Annotated in this window: 9 protein-coding genes; all 9 read right to left on the bottom strand. The window is 65.0% G+C overall.

What is annotated here, in order from left to right; all coding sequences use genetic code 11:
- Nucleotides 1-23: 23 nt before the first annotated feature.
- The 9 genes from HWX76_RS22880 to HWX76_RS22840 all read right to left on the bottom strand — a co-directional run bounded on the left by HWX76_RS22880 (nt 24) and on the right by HWX76_RS22840 (nt 15,819).
- Nucleotides 24-1,160 (bottom strand): DUF2827 family protein, encoded by a 1,137-nt coding sequence (locus HWX76_RS22880; RefSeq protein WP_050016197.1) that lies wholly within the window; start codon nt 1,158-1,160, stop codon nt 24-26.
- Between the two features lie 28 nt (nt 1,161-1,188).
- Nucleotides 1,189-2,343 carry a DUF2827 domain-containing protein gene (locus tag HWX76_RS22875; protein WP_124556315.1) on the bottom strand — a complete coding sequence of 385 codons (1,155 nt, stop codon included), beginning with the start codon at nt 2,341-2,343 and terminating at the stop codon, nt 1,189-1,191.
- Between the two features lie 14 nt (nt 2,344-2,357).
- A complete protein-coding gene (locus HWX76_RS22870) occupies nt 2,358-3,503 on the bottom strand; it encodes a DUF2827 domain-containing protein (RefSeq protein WP_089489672.1) in 1,146 nt (381 codons plus the stop codon).
- A gap of 387 nt (nt 3,504-3,890) precedes the next feature.
- A complete protein-coding gene (locus HWX76_RS22865; protein WP_050012208.1) occupies nt 3,891-4,562 on the bottom strand; it encodes an OmpA family protein in 672 nt (223 codons plus the stop codon).
- A 121-nt stretch (nt 4,563-4,683) separates the two neighbouring features.
- Nucleotides 4,684-12,135, bottom strand: a complete 7,452-nt coding sequence (locus HWX76_RS22860) for a YadA-like family protein (RefSeq protein ID WP_176016394.1) — start codon at nt 12,133-12,135, stop codon at nt 4,684-4,686.
- Nucleotides 12,136-13,095: 960 nt separating this feature from the next.
- Nucleotides 13,096-13,998, bottom strand: coding sequence for a hypothetical protein (locus HWX76_RS22855; protein WP_050012211.1), 903 nt, complete (start codon nt 13,996-13,998; stop codon nt 13,096-13,098).
- 93 nt (nt 13,999-14,091) lie between these two features.
- Nucleotides 14,092-14,310 (bottom strand): hypothetical protein, encoded by a 219-nt coding sequence (locus tag HWX76_RS22850; RefSeq protein ID WP_006480563.1) that lies wholly within the window; start codon nt 14,308-14,310, stop codon nt 14,092-14,094.
- A 235-nt stretch (nt 14,311-14,545) separates the two neighbouring features.
- A complete protein-coding gene (locus HWX76_RS22845) occupies nt 14,546-15,196 on the bottom strand; it encodes an NAD(P)H-dependent oxidoreductase (RefSeq protein ID WP_050012212.1) in 651 nt (216 codons plus the stop codon).
- 317 nt (nt 15,197-15,513) lie between these two features.
- Nucleotides 15,514-15,819, bottom strand: a complete 306-nt coding sequence (locus tag HWX76_RS22840) for an NIPSNAP family protein (protein WP_050012213.1) — start codon at nt 15,817-15,819, stop codon at nt 15,514-15,516.
- Nucleotides 15,820-15,844 lie beyond the last annotated feature (25 nt).

The following is a 15,844-nucleotide window of genomic DNA, read 5'->3' as shown; positions in this document are numbered from 1 at the left end:
GCAACCGGCGCGTGCGCAGGCAATCAGCCGAGCGGGCGGCCGGCGAACAGGTGCTGGATCTGCGTGGAATAGGCGCGAACGTTGTGCTCGGCGAGCGTGTCGACCCGGTGCAGGCAGCGGCGGGCGGCCGCCGCGTAGTCGTCGAGCCGTGCGTCGTGCGTTTGCGCGGCGGTCGCGATCGCGCGCGCCGCATCGAAGATCTCGAAGTCCGGATAGTAGTAGCCGACGTCGCGCAGGAACGGCGAGTTGTGCACGAGCGGGTAGTTGCCGTACAGCGCGTCGTACAGCAGGTAGTTCAGGCCGTTTTCCCAGTGGTGCGACACGACGATGTCGGTGTGATGCGCGGCCCACGCGACGAACGGCGCGCGCACGTCGGCGGTGGCCTTGCCGTCGCGCACCATCTCGAGCCCGAGCGCGAGATGCTTGAAGGCGACGTTTTCCTTCTTGTCGAACGTGTTGGTCATGTACACGTGCTCGACGAGCTCCGGATGCTCGACGTAGCACGCGTTCGCGGCGAGCATCGGCACGATCGCGCTCTTCACGACGTTCAGGTTCGGCTCGAAGAACGCGATGCGCTTGGCCGGGCCGCGGTTGCGATAGCCGAAGCGCGCCTTCAGTTCAGGGTCCGCGTCGAGGCTGCGTTCGATGAAATACGGCGACCAGATATGCGGCAGCTCGATCACCGGCGCGCGGTACACGGCCTGGAAATACGCGGCGCACGTATGCATGTGCTGCGGATTGGTCCAGATCTCGTCGAACTGCACGCGGTGCGGGTTTGGCCGCCAGTCGTTCTTCTCGAAGTTGATCGTCTCGACCGCGATCACGTAGTCGTTGCCGAACCGATACGACACGCACTTGCCGCCGCGCTGGCGCACGACGTCCGTGTGAGACGGATCGACGAACGCGTTCATTTCGATCAGCAGGTCGGTCTGGTGAACGACGGCCGACAGCGGCCGCAGCGCGTCGCCGAATGCGTCCATCATCAGCGCCTGCGGATACGCGGCGATGCCGTCGTCGTGCGCGAGCCAGACCTCGCCGATCAACGGCGACTGCTTCAGCAGCATGTACAGGTACACGCAGTGCTGGTTCGCGCCGTTGTACCAGATCGACTGCGTCGCGTCGCGCTGCACGTTGATCGTTATCGCGACATTGAGTTTCATCGGCTCGGCTCCGTGGGACGAGGATCGGTCATGCGTCGCGATAGAGCGTGGCGATCGCGTCCGTATAGGCCGCGACGTTCTCGGGGTTGTAGATGCTGACCGAGTCGAGCACGTGCTTCGACTGCTCGCGGTATGCGTCGAGATTCGCGTCGTGCTCGGCGAACGCCTGCAATAGCGCGCGGCCGCCCGCCTGGCAGTCGAAGTCCGGATAGAAATACCCGGCCTTGCCGAGGAACGGCGAGTTGTGGATCAGCGGATAGTCGCCGTACAGCAGCTCGTAATACAGGTAATTCTGTGCGTTCTCCCACGTGTGCGACACCACCGCATCGCCGTATGCAGCCATGAACTCGTACACCGCATAGCGGCTTTCGAACGTCGTGATGCCGTGGTTCACGATGTCGAGGCTCTTCGCGAAGTGGATGAACGTCGCGTGATCCTTCAGGTGGATCGTGTTGCACACGCGCACGAATTCGAGGAATGCCGGATTCGCGCGATACGCTTCCTCGGTCACGAGCATCGGAATGATGCTCGTCTTCACCATGCAGATGTTCGGCTCGAACATCGTCACGCGCCAGCGCGGCTTGCCGGGCCGATAGCCGAACGACAAACCGGCGCCGAGCGTCGCGCGCGCCTTGTCGAACAGCATCGGATGCCAGATGTGCGGGACGATCGTGACCGGTGCGCGCAAGCCCGTCTGGTAGTAGTGCAGGCACGAGCGCTCGAATTCGGGAATCGTCCACACCGCGTCGTACGGCGCGCCCGAGAACAGGAAGCCCGACGGCTTGTCGAACATCGCGCGCTCGATGTCGATCACGTAGTCGTTGCCGACGCGCATCGTGACGACCTTGCCGCCGCGCTCGCGGAACGCGCGCAGGTAGTCCGCGCCGAATTGCGCGCTCATCTCGATCAGCACGTCGCAGCGCTCGAGCGCTTCGTCCATCGACAGCAGCGGCACGTTCCACTCGCCGAGCATCATCTGCGGATCGGCGACCTGTTCGCCGCCGTTGACCATCACGGCATCCGCGACGAGCGGCGACTGGCGCAGCAGCAGGATCAGCAGCAGGCAGTTCTGGAAAATGCCGTTTTCCCACAGCGACTGGCCGGCGCCGCGCACGAACAGCGACACGCCGACGACGAGACGCTTGCCCTCGCCGGGCGCTTGACGGGCATTGGAGTCCGACATGTGTATGCTCCGGTTCAGGCGACCAGACGCGAGACGAACGCGTCGAGGTTCGCGGGGTTGTCGATCGAGACCGAGTGCAGCAGCCGGTCGGCTTTCGCACGGTAGTCGTCGAGACGTTCGTCGTGATGCAGCCACGCTTCGAGCAGCGCGCGACCGCCGGCGGCCGAGTCGAAGTCCGGGTAGTAATAGCCGGCGTCGCCGATCAGCGTCGAGTTGTGGATCAGCGGATAGCCGCCGTACAGCACGTCGTAATACAGATAGTTCTGCCCGTTTTCCCAGTGGTGCGACACGACCGCATCCGCGTGGCGCGCCATGAAGCCCGGCAGGTCGATGCGCGGCTCGAACGTCGCCTTGTGCTGGCGCACGAGATCGAGGCTGTTCGCGAAGTGCACGAAGGTCGGATGTTCTTTCATGTGCATCGAGTTGACCACGAACATGTGTTGCACCGCATCAGGCCGCGCGCGGTAGAGCTCGTCGCAAGCGAGCATCGGGTAGTGGCAGGACTTCGCGACCGAGATGTTCGGCTCGAGCATCGCGAGCTTCCATGGCCGCTGGCCGGGCCGATAGCCGAACGTCGCGCCTTCGTCGGCGAGCGCGGCCACGCGGCGCTCGAGGAAGTACGGCGACCAGATGTGCGGCATCAGGTGGACGGGCGCGCGCAGGATCGTCCGCAGCATCGGCGCGGCGGTCTTGTCGTATTGCGGCAGCAGCCACACTTCGTCGAACGGCGCGCCGTTGAACACGTGCCCCGACGGTTTCCCGAAGATCGGCGTTTCGCCCAGCCCCGCATACACGTGCCCGCAGAAGAACGCAGCGGTCTTCTTGCCGAGCGCCTTCATGTGCCGGAGCCATTCGACGGGCAACTGCGCGCCCATTTCGATCGCGACGTCGAGTTCGTGCGTGACGTCGGCGGGTTTCACGAGCGGGATGTCGAGGCCGTCGAGTTCGAGGCCGGCCGGCAGCGCATTGGCGTCGCCGCCGTTCAGGAAATAGACGGGGCCGACGCGATCCGAGCGCTTGAGCATCATCGCGAGGAACGCGATGTTCTGGTGAATGCCGTTTTCCCAGATCGCCTGGCCATCGCGCGCGAACAGCGAGATGCCGACCGCCGGCCGGTGCTTGCGGGTGCCGCCCGCGGCGGCTTCATTGATGTCCGTCACCGGTTGTTTCCTCTGCAGCGTCGTGCGTCCGGCATCGCGTCGAGCGTCTGGCCGGCAGCGGCGCGCCGTGGATTGTCATGGTTGGATTCGCGCCGGTGCGCCGCGGTGCGCGAATCGGTCGACGAGATTCGCGAAGGCGGCGGCCGGATTCCGGCGTGTCGTCGGGCACGCCTGGCACGGCGCGCGTCGGGCGGGCTGCCCCGGCGACTGTTTGCGGCGATTGTGGCATGGAAACCGCCGGTTTTGGCAGCGCGTGACGAACTTTGACATAGCCGACGGCCAACGGGAGCGGGCGCAGGCGTTGCGGCGCCCGGTGGTCCGGCGGAATTCCGGCGCGGCGCGTGCGGCCTGCCGGATCGCGCGGCCGCATGCGCGGCCGCGGGCGGCTCAGTGCTGCAGCCGGATTTCGACGCGACGGTTGCTGGCGCGGCCTTCCGGCGTCGCGTTCGAGGCGACCGGATCGGCCTTGCCGCGGCCCGAGACCGTCATCGAATCGGTCTTCAGTCCATGCGCCTTCAGATAGGCAGCGACCGATTCGGCGCGGTGCTTCGACAGCGCGAGGTTGTAGTCGTCGCTGCCCACCGAGTCGGTGAAGCCAGTGACCGTCACCAGCGAGTACGTGCGGTCGGCGCGCTCGCTCAGCAGCCGGTCCAGCGATTCGCGCGCGGTCGGCGCGAGCGTCGCGCGATCGGTCGCGAACAGCGCGTCGCCCGACAGGTTCACGCGTTCGATGACGGCGGCGGCGGCTGGTGCGGGTGTGGCGGCCGAGGCCGCCTCGACCGGCGCGGCGCCGCACTGGAACACCAGCGTGGCCGGATCGGCGTTGTCGCGCAGCGCGCGGGCCGAGTCGACGGCGCGCACGGGCTCGTCGCCGCAGATCTTGCGAGCAGCCTTCATGCAGGTCTGCGGGCCCGACAGCAGGCCGTGGCAGTCCACCTGGAAGGTGCGCACGCCGTCGCGCGGCTGCAGTTCGGAGGCGCTGAAGGTCGGGCCGGATGCGGTCGAGCACGCGGCGAGGACCGTTGCGGAAAGCGCGAGCGCAAAAGCGAGTTTGTTCACGGTGACGTCCTTAAAGCTTGGGTTGACCGAGGCCCGCCGCGCGGCGCGCAGCGGGGCTCGTCCTGCCGTCGGCGCCGCGGGCGTCCGGCTGGCGAGCCGGACGCCCGGGCGGCGCGACGCGTTACTTCCACTGATACAGCATGCCGGCGCCGATCACCTTCTGACCGCCGCTGAAACCGCCGTTGACCGACGCCTTCAGGTTCTCCGTGATACGCGCCTGCATGCTGACCGCCATCGCCTTCTGGCCGAGGAAGGTCGACGTGCCCACGCCCATCCCGAAGTTGGCGTCGCGATCGAGCTGCGGGATCGACGCCATCGCGCCGACGGCCGCGATACCCTGCTTCGCCATCTGGTCGGTCTGCTGCAGTTGCGAACCCAGCGAGTTGATCTGCGCCTGCTGGCCCGACAGTGCCGTCGACAGCGTCGTCTGCACTTGCGTCAACTGGTTCACGTTCACCGCGTCGGTGCCCTGCGTACCGGGCGCGACGTTCGTGATCTGGCGCTGCTGCTGGTCGTTGCCGACCGACACCACGTTCGAGCGACCGCCGTCGTTCGACGCCGCGCCGATCGCCACGGAGTTCGAACCGGCCGTGACGACCGGAAGGTCGTTGCCCTTGCCGTTCAGGTCGGCGGCGACGCCGTTGTTGTTCGCCGTACGCGCCGTGTTGTTGTTGATCGTCGTCGACAGCTGGCTCACTTGATCGCCGAGGTTCGTCACGCCGGTCGACAGCGAGGCCACCGTGCTGTTGGTCGAACTCAGGCCGGTGGACAGCGAACCGATGCCGGTCGACGTGGACGTGGACAGCGACGTCAGGTTGCTGTTCGTGGAACTGAGCCCCGTCGACAGCGAGTTGATCGCGGTCGACGTGGACGTGGACAGCGACGCTACGTTGCTGTTCGTCGTGCTCAGGCCGGTCGACAGCGAATTGATGCCGGTGGACAGCGACGCGACGTTCGACGCGGTGGACGTCGACAGCGTGTTGAGCGCGTTGTTCGTCGCGTTCAGCTGGCTGCCGTTGATCGCGTCCGTGCTCGTGGCCGAGATCCGGCCCGCGGCGACGTTCGTGATCTGGCGTTCCTGACCCGGTGCGCCGACGCTCACCACGCCGACCGGCGAGCCGCCCGCGAACGGGTAGGTGACGCCGCCGATCGTGGCGCTCGAGGTGCCGACCGCCGCGGCCGTGACCGAGTTCGCGCCGAGTGCGATCGAGTTCGCGACGTTCGCTTGCGCGTTCGTGCCGAAGGCGAGGGCGTCGGCGGCCGTGGCCTTGGCGGCCGAGCCGTAGGCCTGGGCGCCGGTGGCGCTGGCCGTGGCCTGGCTGCCCAGCGCGATCGTGTTGTCCGCGGTGGCCTGGTTCGCGCTGCCGAGGGCGAGCGCGCTGGCGCCGGTTGCCGTGTTCTGGTTGCCGAGGGACACCGCGCCGTCGCCGGTTGCCGTGTTGTTGGCGCCCATCGCCACCGCGCCGGTGCCCGTCGCCACGTTCGGATCGCCGATCGCGACCGCGCCGTCGCCGGACGCCGTGTTGCCGGAGCCGATCGATACCGCCTTGCCGCCCGTTGCCGATGCGCTCTGGCCGATCGCGACCGCACCCGCCGTCTGCGCGTTCGAACCGTCGCCGACCGCGACGCTGCTGGCGCCCGCCGCGCTGGCGTTCACGCCGGCGGCGAGGGCGTTGGTGCCGGTGGCGCCCGTGTTGTCGTAGTTGGCTTGCTGCACGCCGTTGTCGTTGACGCTGTAGTAGTGCGTCTTCGCGGCGTTGATCGCGGTCGAGGTGGACGTGGACAGCGACGCCACCGAGCTGTTCGTGCTGCTCAAGCCGGTGGACAGCGAGCCGATGCCGGTCGAGGTCGACGTGGACAGCGACAGGATCGTGCTGTCCGTGCTGCTCAGGCCGGTGGACAGCGAGCTGATGCCGGTCGAAGTCGAGGTCGACAGGGACGTGATCGAGCTGGTCGCCGAGGAGAGGCCGGTCGAGGTCGAAGTCGACAGGGAGCTGATCGAGCTATTCGCCGACGACAGGCCGGTCGACGTGGAGGTCGACAGCGACGTCACCGAGCTGTTGGTCGAGCTCAGGCCGGTGGACAGCGAGTTGATGCCGGTCGAGGTCGAGGTCGACAGCGAGGTGATCGAGCTGTTGGCCGACGACAGGCCGGTCGAAGTCGACGTCGACAGCGACGTGATGGAGCTGTTAGCCGACGACAAGCCGGTCGACGTGGAGGTCGACAGCGACGTCACCGAGCTGTTCGTGCTGCTCAGGCCCGTGGACAGCGAGCTGATACCGGTCGAGGTCGAGGTCGACAGCGAGGTGATCGAGCTGTTGGCGGACGACAGACCCGTCGAGGTCGAAGTCGACAGGGAATCGATCGAGCTGTTAGCCGAAGACAGACCCGTCGAAGTCGAAGTCGACAGCGACGTGATCGAACTATTGGCCGACGAGAGGCCCGTCGAAGTCGAGGTGGACAGCGACGTGATGGAGCTGTTCGCCGACGACAGGCCGGTCGACGTGGAGGTCGACAACGACGTCACCGAGCTATCGGTCGAGCTGAGGCCCGTCGACAACGAATTGATACCCGTCGAGGTCGAGGTCGACAGCGACGTGATCGAGCTATTCGCCGACGACAGCCCCGTCGAGGTCGAGGTCGACAGCGACGTGATCGAGCTATTCGCCGACGACAGCCCCGTCGAGGTCGAGGTCGAGAGCGACGTGATGGAGCTGTTCGCGGACGACAGGCCGGTCGACGTGGAGGTCGACAACGACGTCACCGAGCTATCGGTCGAGCTGAGGCCCGTCGACAGCGAATTGATGCCGGTCGAGGTCGACGTGGACAGCGACGTGATGGAGCTGTTGGCCGACGACAGGCCGGTCGAGGTCGAAGTCGACAGCGACGTGATGGAGCTATTCGCCGACGACAGGCCGGTCGACGTGGAGGTCGACAACGACGTCACCGAGCTATCGGTCGAGCTGAGGCCCGTCGACAGCGAATTGATACCCGTCGAGGTCGAGGTCGAGAGCGACGTGATGGAGCTGTTCGCGGACGACAGACCTGTCGAAGTCGAAGTGGACAGCGACGTGATCGAGCTATTCGCCGACGACAGGCCGGTGGACGTGGAAGTCGACAGCGACGTCACCGAGCTATCGGTCGAGCTGAGGCCCGTCGACAGCGAATTGATGCCGGTCGAGGTCGACGTGGACAGCGACGTGATGGAGCTGTTGGCCGACGACAGGCCGGTCGAGGTCGAAGTCGACAGCGACGTGATGGAGCTATTCGCCGACGACAGGCCGGTCGACGTGGAGGTCGACAACGACGTCACCGAGCTATCGGTCGAGCTGAGGCCCGTCGACAGCGAATTGATACCCGTCGAGGTCGAGGTCGAGAGCGACGTGATGGAGCTATTCGCCGACGACAAGCCGGTGGACGTGGAAGTCGACAGCGACGTCACCGAGCTATCGGTCGAGCTAAGGCCCGTCGAAAGCGAGTTGATGCCGGTCGAGGTCGACGTGGACAGAGAGGTGATCGAGCTGTTAGCCGACGACAGGCCGGTCGACGTGGAGGTCGACAGCGACGTCACCGAGCTATTGGTCGAGCTGAGGCCGGTCGACAACGAGTTGATGCCGGTCGAAGTCGAAGTGGACAGCGACGTGATCGAGCTATTCGCCGACGACAAGCCGGTGGACGTGGAAGTCGACAGCGACGTCACCGAGCTATCGGTCGAGCTAAGGCCCGTCGACAGCGAGCTGATGCCGGTCGAGGTCGACGTGGACAAAGAGGTGATCGAGCTATTCGCCGACGACAAGCCGGTGGACGTGGAAGTCGACAGCGACGTCACCGAGCTGTTGGTCGAGCTGAGGCCGGTCGACAGCGAATTGATACCCGTCGAGGTCGAAGTCGACAGTGAGGTGATCGAGCTGTTGGCGGACGACAGACCCGTCGAAGTCGAAGTCGAGAGCGATGTGATGGAGCTGTTAGCCGACGAGAGGCCGGTCGAAGTCGAAGTCGAGAGCGACGTAATCGAGCTATTCGCCGACGAGAGGCCCGTCGAGGTCGAAGTCGAGAGCGACGTGATCGAGCTATTGGCCGACGACAGGCCGGTCGAGGTCGACGTGGACAGCGAGGTGATCGAGCTATTAGCCGACGACAGGCCGGTCGAGGTCGACGTGGACAGCGAGGTGATCGAGCTATTAGCCGACGACAGGCCGGTCGAAGTCGAAGTGGACAGCGAGGTGATCGAGCTATTGGCCGACGACAGACCCGTCGAAGTCGACGTCGACAGCGACGAAATGGCGCTGGTCGCGGTACCGACTTGTTGGGCGACGGAATAAAGCTGGCTGCCGTTGATCGCGTCCGTACTGGTCTCGGTTACTTGGCCGGCGGCGACGTTGGTGATCTGCCGTTCTTTGTTGAAGTCGCCGACGCTGACGGTGCCGACCGGCGTGGCGCCAGCGAATCCGCCGAACGTTACGCCGTTGACGGTCGCGCTGCTCGTCGGGCTGGCCGGGGCAGTCACCGAGTTCGCGCCGAGCGCGACGGAGTTGTTCGTGCCCGCGACAGCACCGGTGCCGATGGCGACGGCGTCGGTGCCCGTCGCGGTGCTATCGGCGCCGGTCGAGTTCGCGTGGAAGTACTTGATGCCCTGGCTGTTGATGTTGTTGATCGCCGAGCCCACGCTGTTGGCCGTCGACGTCGTGCCGTTCGCGTTGTACGTGGTGTACGCCGGAGCCGAGACCGTGCCCGTCGTCGGGTCGTACGTCGAACCACCGCCAAGTGCGGACGCGGTGCTGTTACCCAGGTTGTCTGTCTTCGTCGAGACCGAGCTGAGGCCAGTGGAGAGCGAGTTGATGCCGGTCGAGGTTGAGGTCGACAGCGAAGTGACCGAGCTGTTAGCCGAGCTGAGGCCCGTGGACAGCGAGTTGATGCCGGTCGAAGTCGACGTCGACAGCGAAGTGATCGAGCTATTCGCCGACGAGAGCCCCGTCGACGTGGAGGACGAAAGCGACGTGACCGAGCTGTTTGCCGAGCTGAGGCCGGTGGACAGCGAGTTGATACCAGTCGAAGTCGACGTCGACAGCGAAGCGATCGAGCTGTTGGCCGACGAGAGACCCGTCGACGTGGAAGACGAAAGCGACGTGACCGAGCTGTTAGCCGAGCTGAGGCCAGTGGACAGCGAGTTGATGCCAGTCGAGGTCGACGTCGACAGCGAAGTGATCGAGCTGTTAGCCGACGAGAGCCCCGTCGACGTGGACGACGAAAGCGACGTAACCGAACTGTTTGCCGAGCTGAGGCCGGTGGACAGCGAGTTGATGCCGGTCGAAGTCGACGTCGACAGCGAAGCGATCGAACTATTCGCCGACGAGAGCCCCGTCGACGTGGAAGACGACAGCGACGTAACCGAACTGTTTGCCGAGCTGAGGCCGGTGGACAGCGAGTTGATACCAGTCGAAGTCGACGTCGACAGCGAAGTGATCGAGCTGTTAGCCGACGAGAGCCCCGTCGACGTGGACGACGAAAGCGACGTGACCGAGCTGTTAGTCGAGCTGAGGCCGGTGGACAGCGAGTTGATACCAGTCGAAGTCGACGTCGACAGCGAAGCGATCGAACTATTCGCCGACGAGAGCCCCGTCGACGTGGAAGACGACAGCGACGTAACCGAACTGTTTGCCGAGCTGAGGCCGGTGGACAGCGAGTTGATACCAGTCGAAGTCGACGTCGACAGCGAAGTGATAGAGCTATTCGCCGACGAGAGACCCGTCGACGTGGAAGTCGAAAGCGACGTAACCGAGCTGTTTGCCGAGCTCAGGCCGGTGGACAGCGAATTGATGCCGGTCGAAGTCGAGGTCGACAGCGAAGCGATCGAGCTATTAGCCGACGAGAGGCCCGTCGACGTGGAGGACGACAGGCTCGTGATGCTCGACGTCGTCGTGCTTGCCACTGCGAAGAGCTGGCTGCCGTTGATCGCATCCGTGCTGGTCGCGCTGACGAGGCCCGCGGCGACGTTCTGGATGCGGCGTTCCGCGTTCGGCTGACCGACGCTGACGATGCCGCCCGTAGGCGTCCCGGCCTGATACGTGCCGAACGACTGGCCGCCGATCGTGGTGCTATTGACGGCGGTGGTGCCGCCGGACGTCGTCGTCAGTGCACTGTTCGTGATGGAACTGCTGCCGAGTGCGATCGAGTTCGCGACGTTCGCGGTCGAACCGACGCCGATGGCGATGGCGTTCGACGCCGAAGCATTGGCATTTTGCGCGAACGCGACCGAACCGGCACCCGACGCAGTCGAGTTCGAACCGAAGGCCGTTGCGTAGGAGTTCGACGCCACGGCTGCCGCACCGACGGCGACCGCGCCGGCGCTGCCGCTGGCCGTCGAGCCGTTACCGAGCGCGAGTGCGTCCGTGCCGCTCGCGATCGAGGTGGCGGCAAAGCTGCCGACGTTACCGAGCGCGATCGCGCCGGTGCCGTTCGCGGTGGCCGCATTACCGATGGCGACCGCGCCGTTGGTGCCCGTCGCCGAGGCCGAGCTGCCGATCGCGACGGAGCTGTTGATCGCCGTGCTGTTGTTGCCGAGCGCCACGGCGCCCGTGCCGTTCGCCGAGTTGTTGTTGCCGAGCGCGATGGCGCCGGAGCCGTTCGACGTGTCGTTCGCGCCGATTGCCAGCGCGCCCGTGCCGGTCGCGCTGTTCGGATCGCCGATTGCAACGGCGCCGTCGCCGTTTGCGCTCTGGCCTCGGCCGATCGCCACTGCACCGCCGGCAGCGGTGGCGCTGTTTGCGGTAGTGCCGGACGAACCGATCGCCACGTTCCGGCCCGTTGCGCCGGAGACGACGCCGTCGCCCTGCGCGATGCCGTACGCACCGTTGACGGTTGCGCCGCGGCCGACTGCAATGCCCGACGTGGCGGCCGACGCGACGGATGACTGCCCGCCGATCGCGATACCGTCCGCCGCGGCCGATTGGGCGCCCTTCGTTGCGTTGCTGCCGATGGCGATTGCGCCTGCGCCCGAAGCGATGGTCGAGTTCGCCTGCGACAGCGGCGTTGTTCCATTGCCGCCCGCGCCGCCGATCGCGACGGAGTTCAGCGCGTTCGCAGTCGAGCCGAAGCCGAGTGCGGTCGCGCCGGCACCGCTGGCGGTGGTTTCGAGGCCGGCCGCGACGCCCCAGAGGCCGGCCGAGCTGAGGAAGCCCATCGCGGTGCCGCCCTTGCCGGTGACTTGCGAGTAGGTGCCGTAGACCGTTGCTGCGAGATTGCCGTTGCCGGATGCGTTACAGCCGGTCACGGTCGACCACGTGCCCGAACCGTCGGTGGGATACGCGTTGGTGTCGCCCATTGTCGTGCGCCCGGCGGCCGTGTTGCCGCTGCTGGACGTACAGCTTGATACCGTGAACTGCCCGAATCCGTTCACTGTTCCGGGAATGTAAGTCGACGCGCTTGCAAGCGACGGCAGGCTGATCGCCAGAGCCGCGACTGCTGCCACCACGACGGCCGACTTGTTCGGCTTGCCCCGTGCCGAATCGATTTCCGATGCTGCAACCCAGGCGCCGAGCGCTTCGTTCCAGATCGAGCGGTATGTGCGGTTCATGTCCTGCTACCTCCAAATGTGCACGCCACACACCGGTCTCTTTTGTTAGAGGATTGCTCCGTGCGCTCGCGCGAATCTCAAAATTGATGGGCGGATTTTATTGGAGGTGGATTTTGTAGATTGACAAAAAGTGATAAATGAAGTGTTTTTAAAGTTAAAGAATGGTTAATGCATCACGTTTTGACGTGCTGCGGAGAAACGAATGTCAAAGATATGAGGATGGGTCGGGCAGGGTTCGTTTTACTGTTGGCTTGGCGAAAATTATCCATATAAATCAATGGCTTATGATGGTTGTGTGCGATAGGAAACACGATCGATCCACCTAAAAGTAAGACGAAACGGAGCGCAAACGTTTGCGCGCCATCGAATACTTTCATGTTTGTAATGTTTGAGGGTGGGGTCGTGGATAATGTTATTGATATTTTATTAACTTATTAATATTTTGGTTTGTGTTGAATTTGTGTTTTTATTTACTGGTTATCTGGTAATTGAATTTGTCTGATGTCGGGTGCATTGGTTTGTGCTGATCTGCGCATTTCGCGCGGCGCCGGAGCCCGAGGGACGGGCGTTGCGGGCTGCCCGGGCCGTGGAAGTTGTAAAAAAGTGCTACAGACACGCAGACGAAACAATTCGCGTCAATTTATCGGTTTTGTCCTATTGACGATCGCGTTGGCGTCGGTGTTAAGGCGGAATCGGCGCGCGTGCCGGAAGTCGAGCGGGCGCGCACGCGGCGGGTGTTCCGCGCGGCGTCGACAGGCCGTCGAAGATCGAGCGTTGGCGGGAGCGGCGGTGTCTGAAATGTCAGATCCGGCGTGCGGCAATGTGTCTGCCGTGCCGCTGGCGCTCGATGTGTCGAGGAAAAAGAGGGGAGGAAGCGAATGTATCGGGCGCGCCACACTCGAACCACGGGCGGGGGCCGATCCGGGCGCTTGCCGCATGATCCGCGGCAAGCGCCCGACTTCACTTCTTCAGAAACCGCAGCGCGAGCCGCGCCATCCGCGGCACGAACATCGGACGCAGCAGACGCTTGTCGTAACCGGCCATCCGCCGGTCGTTCTCCACGAGACACAGCTCGATCAGTTCGCGCGGGTTCAGCGCATCGCCGATATCGGCGGTGCCGGTCGCCGGAAAATTCGCGTCACGCGCGGCGCCGTCGGCATCGATGCCGCGCGCGATATTCATGCGGTCACGAATCAGTTGCACCCACACGGCCGCGACGCGTGCGAAGAACCACGGCCGGCGCCACCACGGCATCGTGCGCCAGTACCATGCGTACCAGTTCACGAAGAACAGGATATGGCGGCCTTCTTCCTGGATCACGGGCTCGAAGGTCTCGACGAGCTCGGGCGGGAAATAGCCGGAGCGCTGCGCGGAGCGGAACAGGCCGAATGCGAAAAAGCTGTCGATGCATTCGCTGAAGCCCGTCATCATCCACGACCATTCGGGATCGGCGGGCGCCGGATAGGCCGGCTCGGGCGCGAGCCGGATACCGTACGCCTCGACGAGCTTCGACAGTACGACCTTGTGGCGGGCTTCCTCGCCGCCGTCCATCTCGAGCGCGCGGCGCAACAGCGGATCGTCGACCGTCGCGGCGTAGGTCGCGACGCGAATCGACGCGCGGCCTTCCGTTTGCACCGCGATGTCCCAGATCGGCAGCGACGTGAGCCGCCTGAGTTCGGCCGGCTGGAGCGCCGGCCAGTCGATTACCGCCGGCTTGTACGGATTGTGTGTGTCGAGCAGCATCCGACAGAACATCTGCTTGTGCGCATCGGAACCGATCCGGACCGGACCCTGCCTCTCGAAGGTCCAGTTGCGCATCGCGTGATCTGCGGCTGCATGCTCTTCCTGCAGCGTGTCGGTCATGGCTATTGTTATGCGATTACGGATCGAAAGATTCTGGCACAGCTTCCGTCATCGCGTATTTTCGGGCGGCCATGTGCACGCGGCCCGCGCGGGTCACGCGTTCGTGTCGACCCAGAGGCGGCCCCAGCGCGATGCGTACGCGAGGGCGTGCTCTTCCTCGAAGAAGAAATCGATGGCGTCGAACGACACGGAGCGCGGCGACGGCCCGCCGCTCGCGCGTTCGATCGTCAGGTTGGCGGCGAACAGCCCGTTCGGCAACCGGGCGGCAGCGGGAGCGACTTCATAGCCCTTGTAGCGGATCGTACGGTTCATGGCGTGCGCATAAAAAGTTCGGACTTTCAGCGTACGAAAACCTGCCGGCCGCGTGAACCAATCTTTCGGCCAATGCAAATCATGCGGTGGGCTGAATCGTTATCGGGGCGGTGCGCGGGAACGATGTGTTCGAGCGGCGAGACGGACGCGCCCGGCACATCGCCGTGCGTCGGAAGACGCGCCGCGCACCTGCGTCGAACCGTGTCGACCGAAGGGGCGCGGCGGAATGCGGAGCTTACTGGTTGGCGACCTTCAGCACGGGCGCGAGCGCATCGACCGAGGCCGCATGCGAGGCCGCACGATGCGACGCGAACGCGAGCGCGAATTCGGCGGCTTGCGCGCCGACCGTCTCGAGTTGCGCGACGACCTTCGGATCCGAGCAGCTATCGGCGCTTTCGAAGCGCGTTTCCAGCGTGTTGACGGTTGCGCCGAACGGTGTCGGCCAGCCGCGCAGTGCGTGGACGATCGAGCGCAGCGACGTCAGCACGGTGCCGGCCGCCTGCCAGCCGTACGCGGTGACGATCAGGCCGACCGCGCGGCCGTCGAGATACGGGCGGCTGTCCGCGCGCAGTTCCTCGAGCGTGTCGAGCGCGTTCTTCACGAGGCCGGACACGCCGCCGTGATAGCCGGGCGTCGCGATGATGATCGCGTCGGCCTCGCGCACGGCGTCGATCAGCTCGCGTTGCGCGTCGGTCAGCGTTTTGTGTTCGGGTGCGTAGTGCGGCAGCGTATGCAGGAACGGGCCGTCGAACAGGCGCGTGCGCGCGCCGGCGGCTTGCGCGCCGCGCAGCGCGAACGACAGTGCGCGTTCGGTGGACGATGCGGCCCGGGTGGTCCCGCCGATGCCGACGACGAACGGGCGGCGGTGTTGATCGAATGCAGTCAAGGGGCGCTCCTGGGAGTGGCTTGCCCGGCTAAGCACAGGCTTAAAACCAGATGGTAACGACCCCGCCGCCACTCTGAAAACGACTTTTCGTTCTATCGATATGCCGCGCGGCGGGGCAATCGTGTGCGCGGCCGCGCAGATCGATAGCAGAAATGCTTGGTTGGGACGGTGCGCCGCGGTCGATAAGATGGGCTCGTCTCCTCCATGATGTCTCTACTGACATGGGTTGGCCCCGCCGCGCGGATGCTGGCGGGGCTTTTTTTCGTCCTCGGCCGGAAAACGGGGCGCGATGTGCGGCGATGGGCCTGTTTCGTCCGTTACTCGAACACCGGCCGGAAGAAGCTGCGCTCGTAGCTGACGATGCACCGTGTTTCCTCCGCGTAGCGGAATGCGGCCTGGCAGGCCGGATCGTCCTTCGAGCGTTCGCGGTAGCGCGCGTAGTCGGCGAGGCTCGGGAACGAGAACATCGCGAGCGCGATGTTGTTCGCGCCTTCGGACGGCAGGAAGTAGCCATGATGCGTGCCGCCGAACTGCTCGACGAGCGGAATCCACATCTTCCCGTAGGTTTCGAATTCGACGAGTTTGTACGGATCGACGACGTAGCGAAGGAAGCAGGTGATCATGGGCGCTCGCGATGCGGTGACGGAG

It is taken from the genome of Burkholderia sp. BCC0398 (assembly GCF_902833245.1).
Taxonomy (GTDB): Bacteria; Pseudomonadota; Gammaproteobacteria; order Burkholderiales; family Burkholderiaceae; genus Burkholderia; species Burkholderia sola.
The sequence above is the reverse complement of the archived record's forward strand: the minus strand, read 5'-3'. Positions and strand labels throughout refer to the sequence as shown.

Coding starts and splice junctions, on each gene's coding strand:
- HWX76_RS22850 (WP_006480563.1), bottom strand. CDS start 14,310: ATGAACCGTACGATCCGCTACAAGGGCTATGAAGTCGCTCCCGCTGCC.
- HWX76_RS22840 (WP_050012213.1), bottom strand. CDS start 15,819: ATGATCACCTGCTTCCTTCGCTACGTCGTCGATCCGTACAAACTCGTC.
- HWX76_RS22880 (WP_050016197.1), bottom strand. CDS start 1,160: ATGAAACTCAATGTCGCGATAACGATCAACGTGCAGCGCGACGCGACG.
- HWX76_RS22860 (WP_176016394.1), bottom strand. CDS start 12,135: ATGAACCGCACATACCGCTCGATCTGGAACGAAGCGCTCGGCGCCTGG.
- HWX76_RS22875 (WP_124556315.1), bottom strand. CDS start 2,343: ATGTCGGACTCCAATGCCCGTCAAGCGCCCGGCGAGGGCAAGCGTCTC.
- HWX76_RS22855 (WP_050012211.1), bottom strand. CDS start 13,998: ATGACCGACACGCTGCAGGAAGAGCATGCAGCCGCAGATCACGCGATG.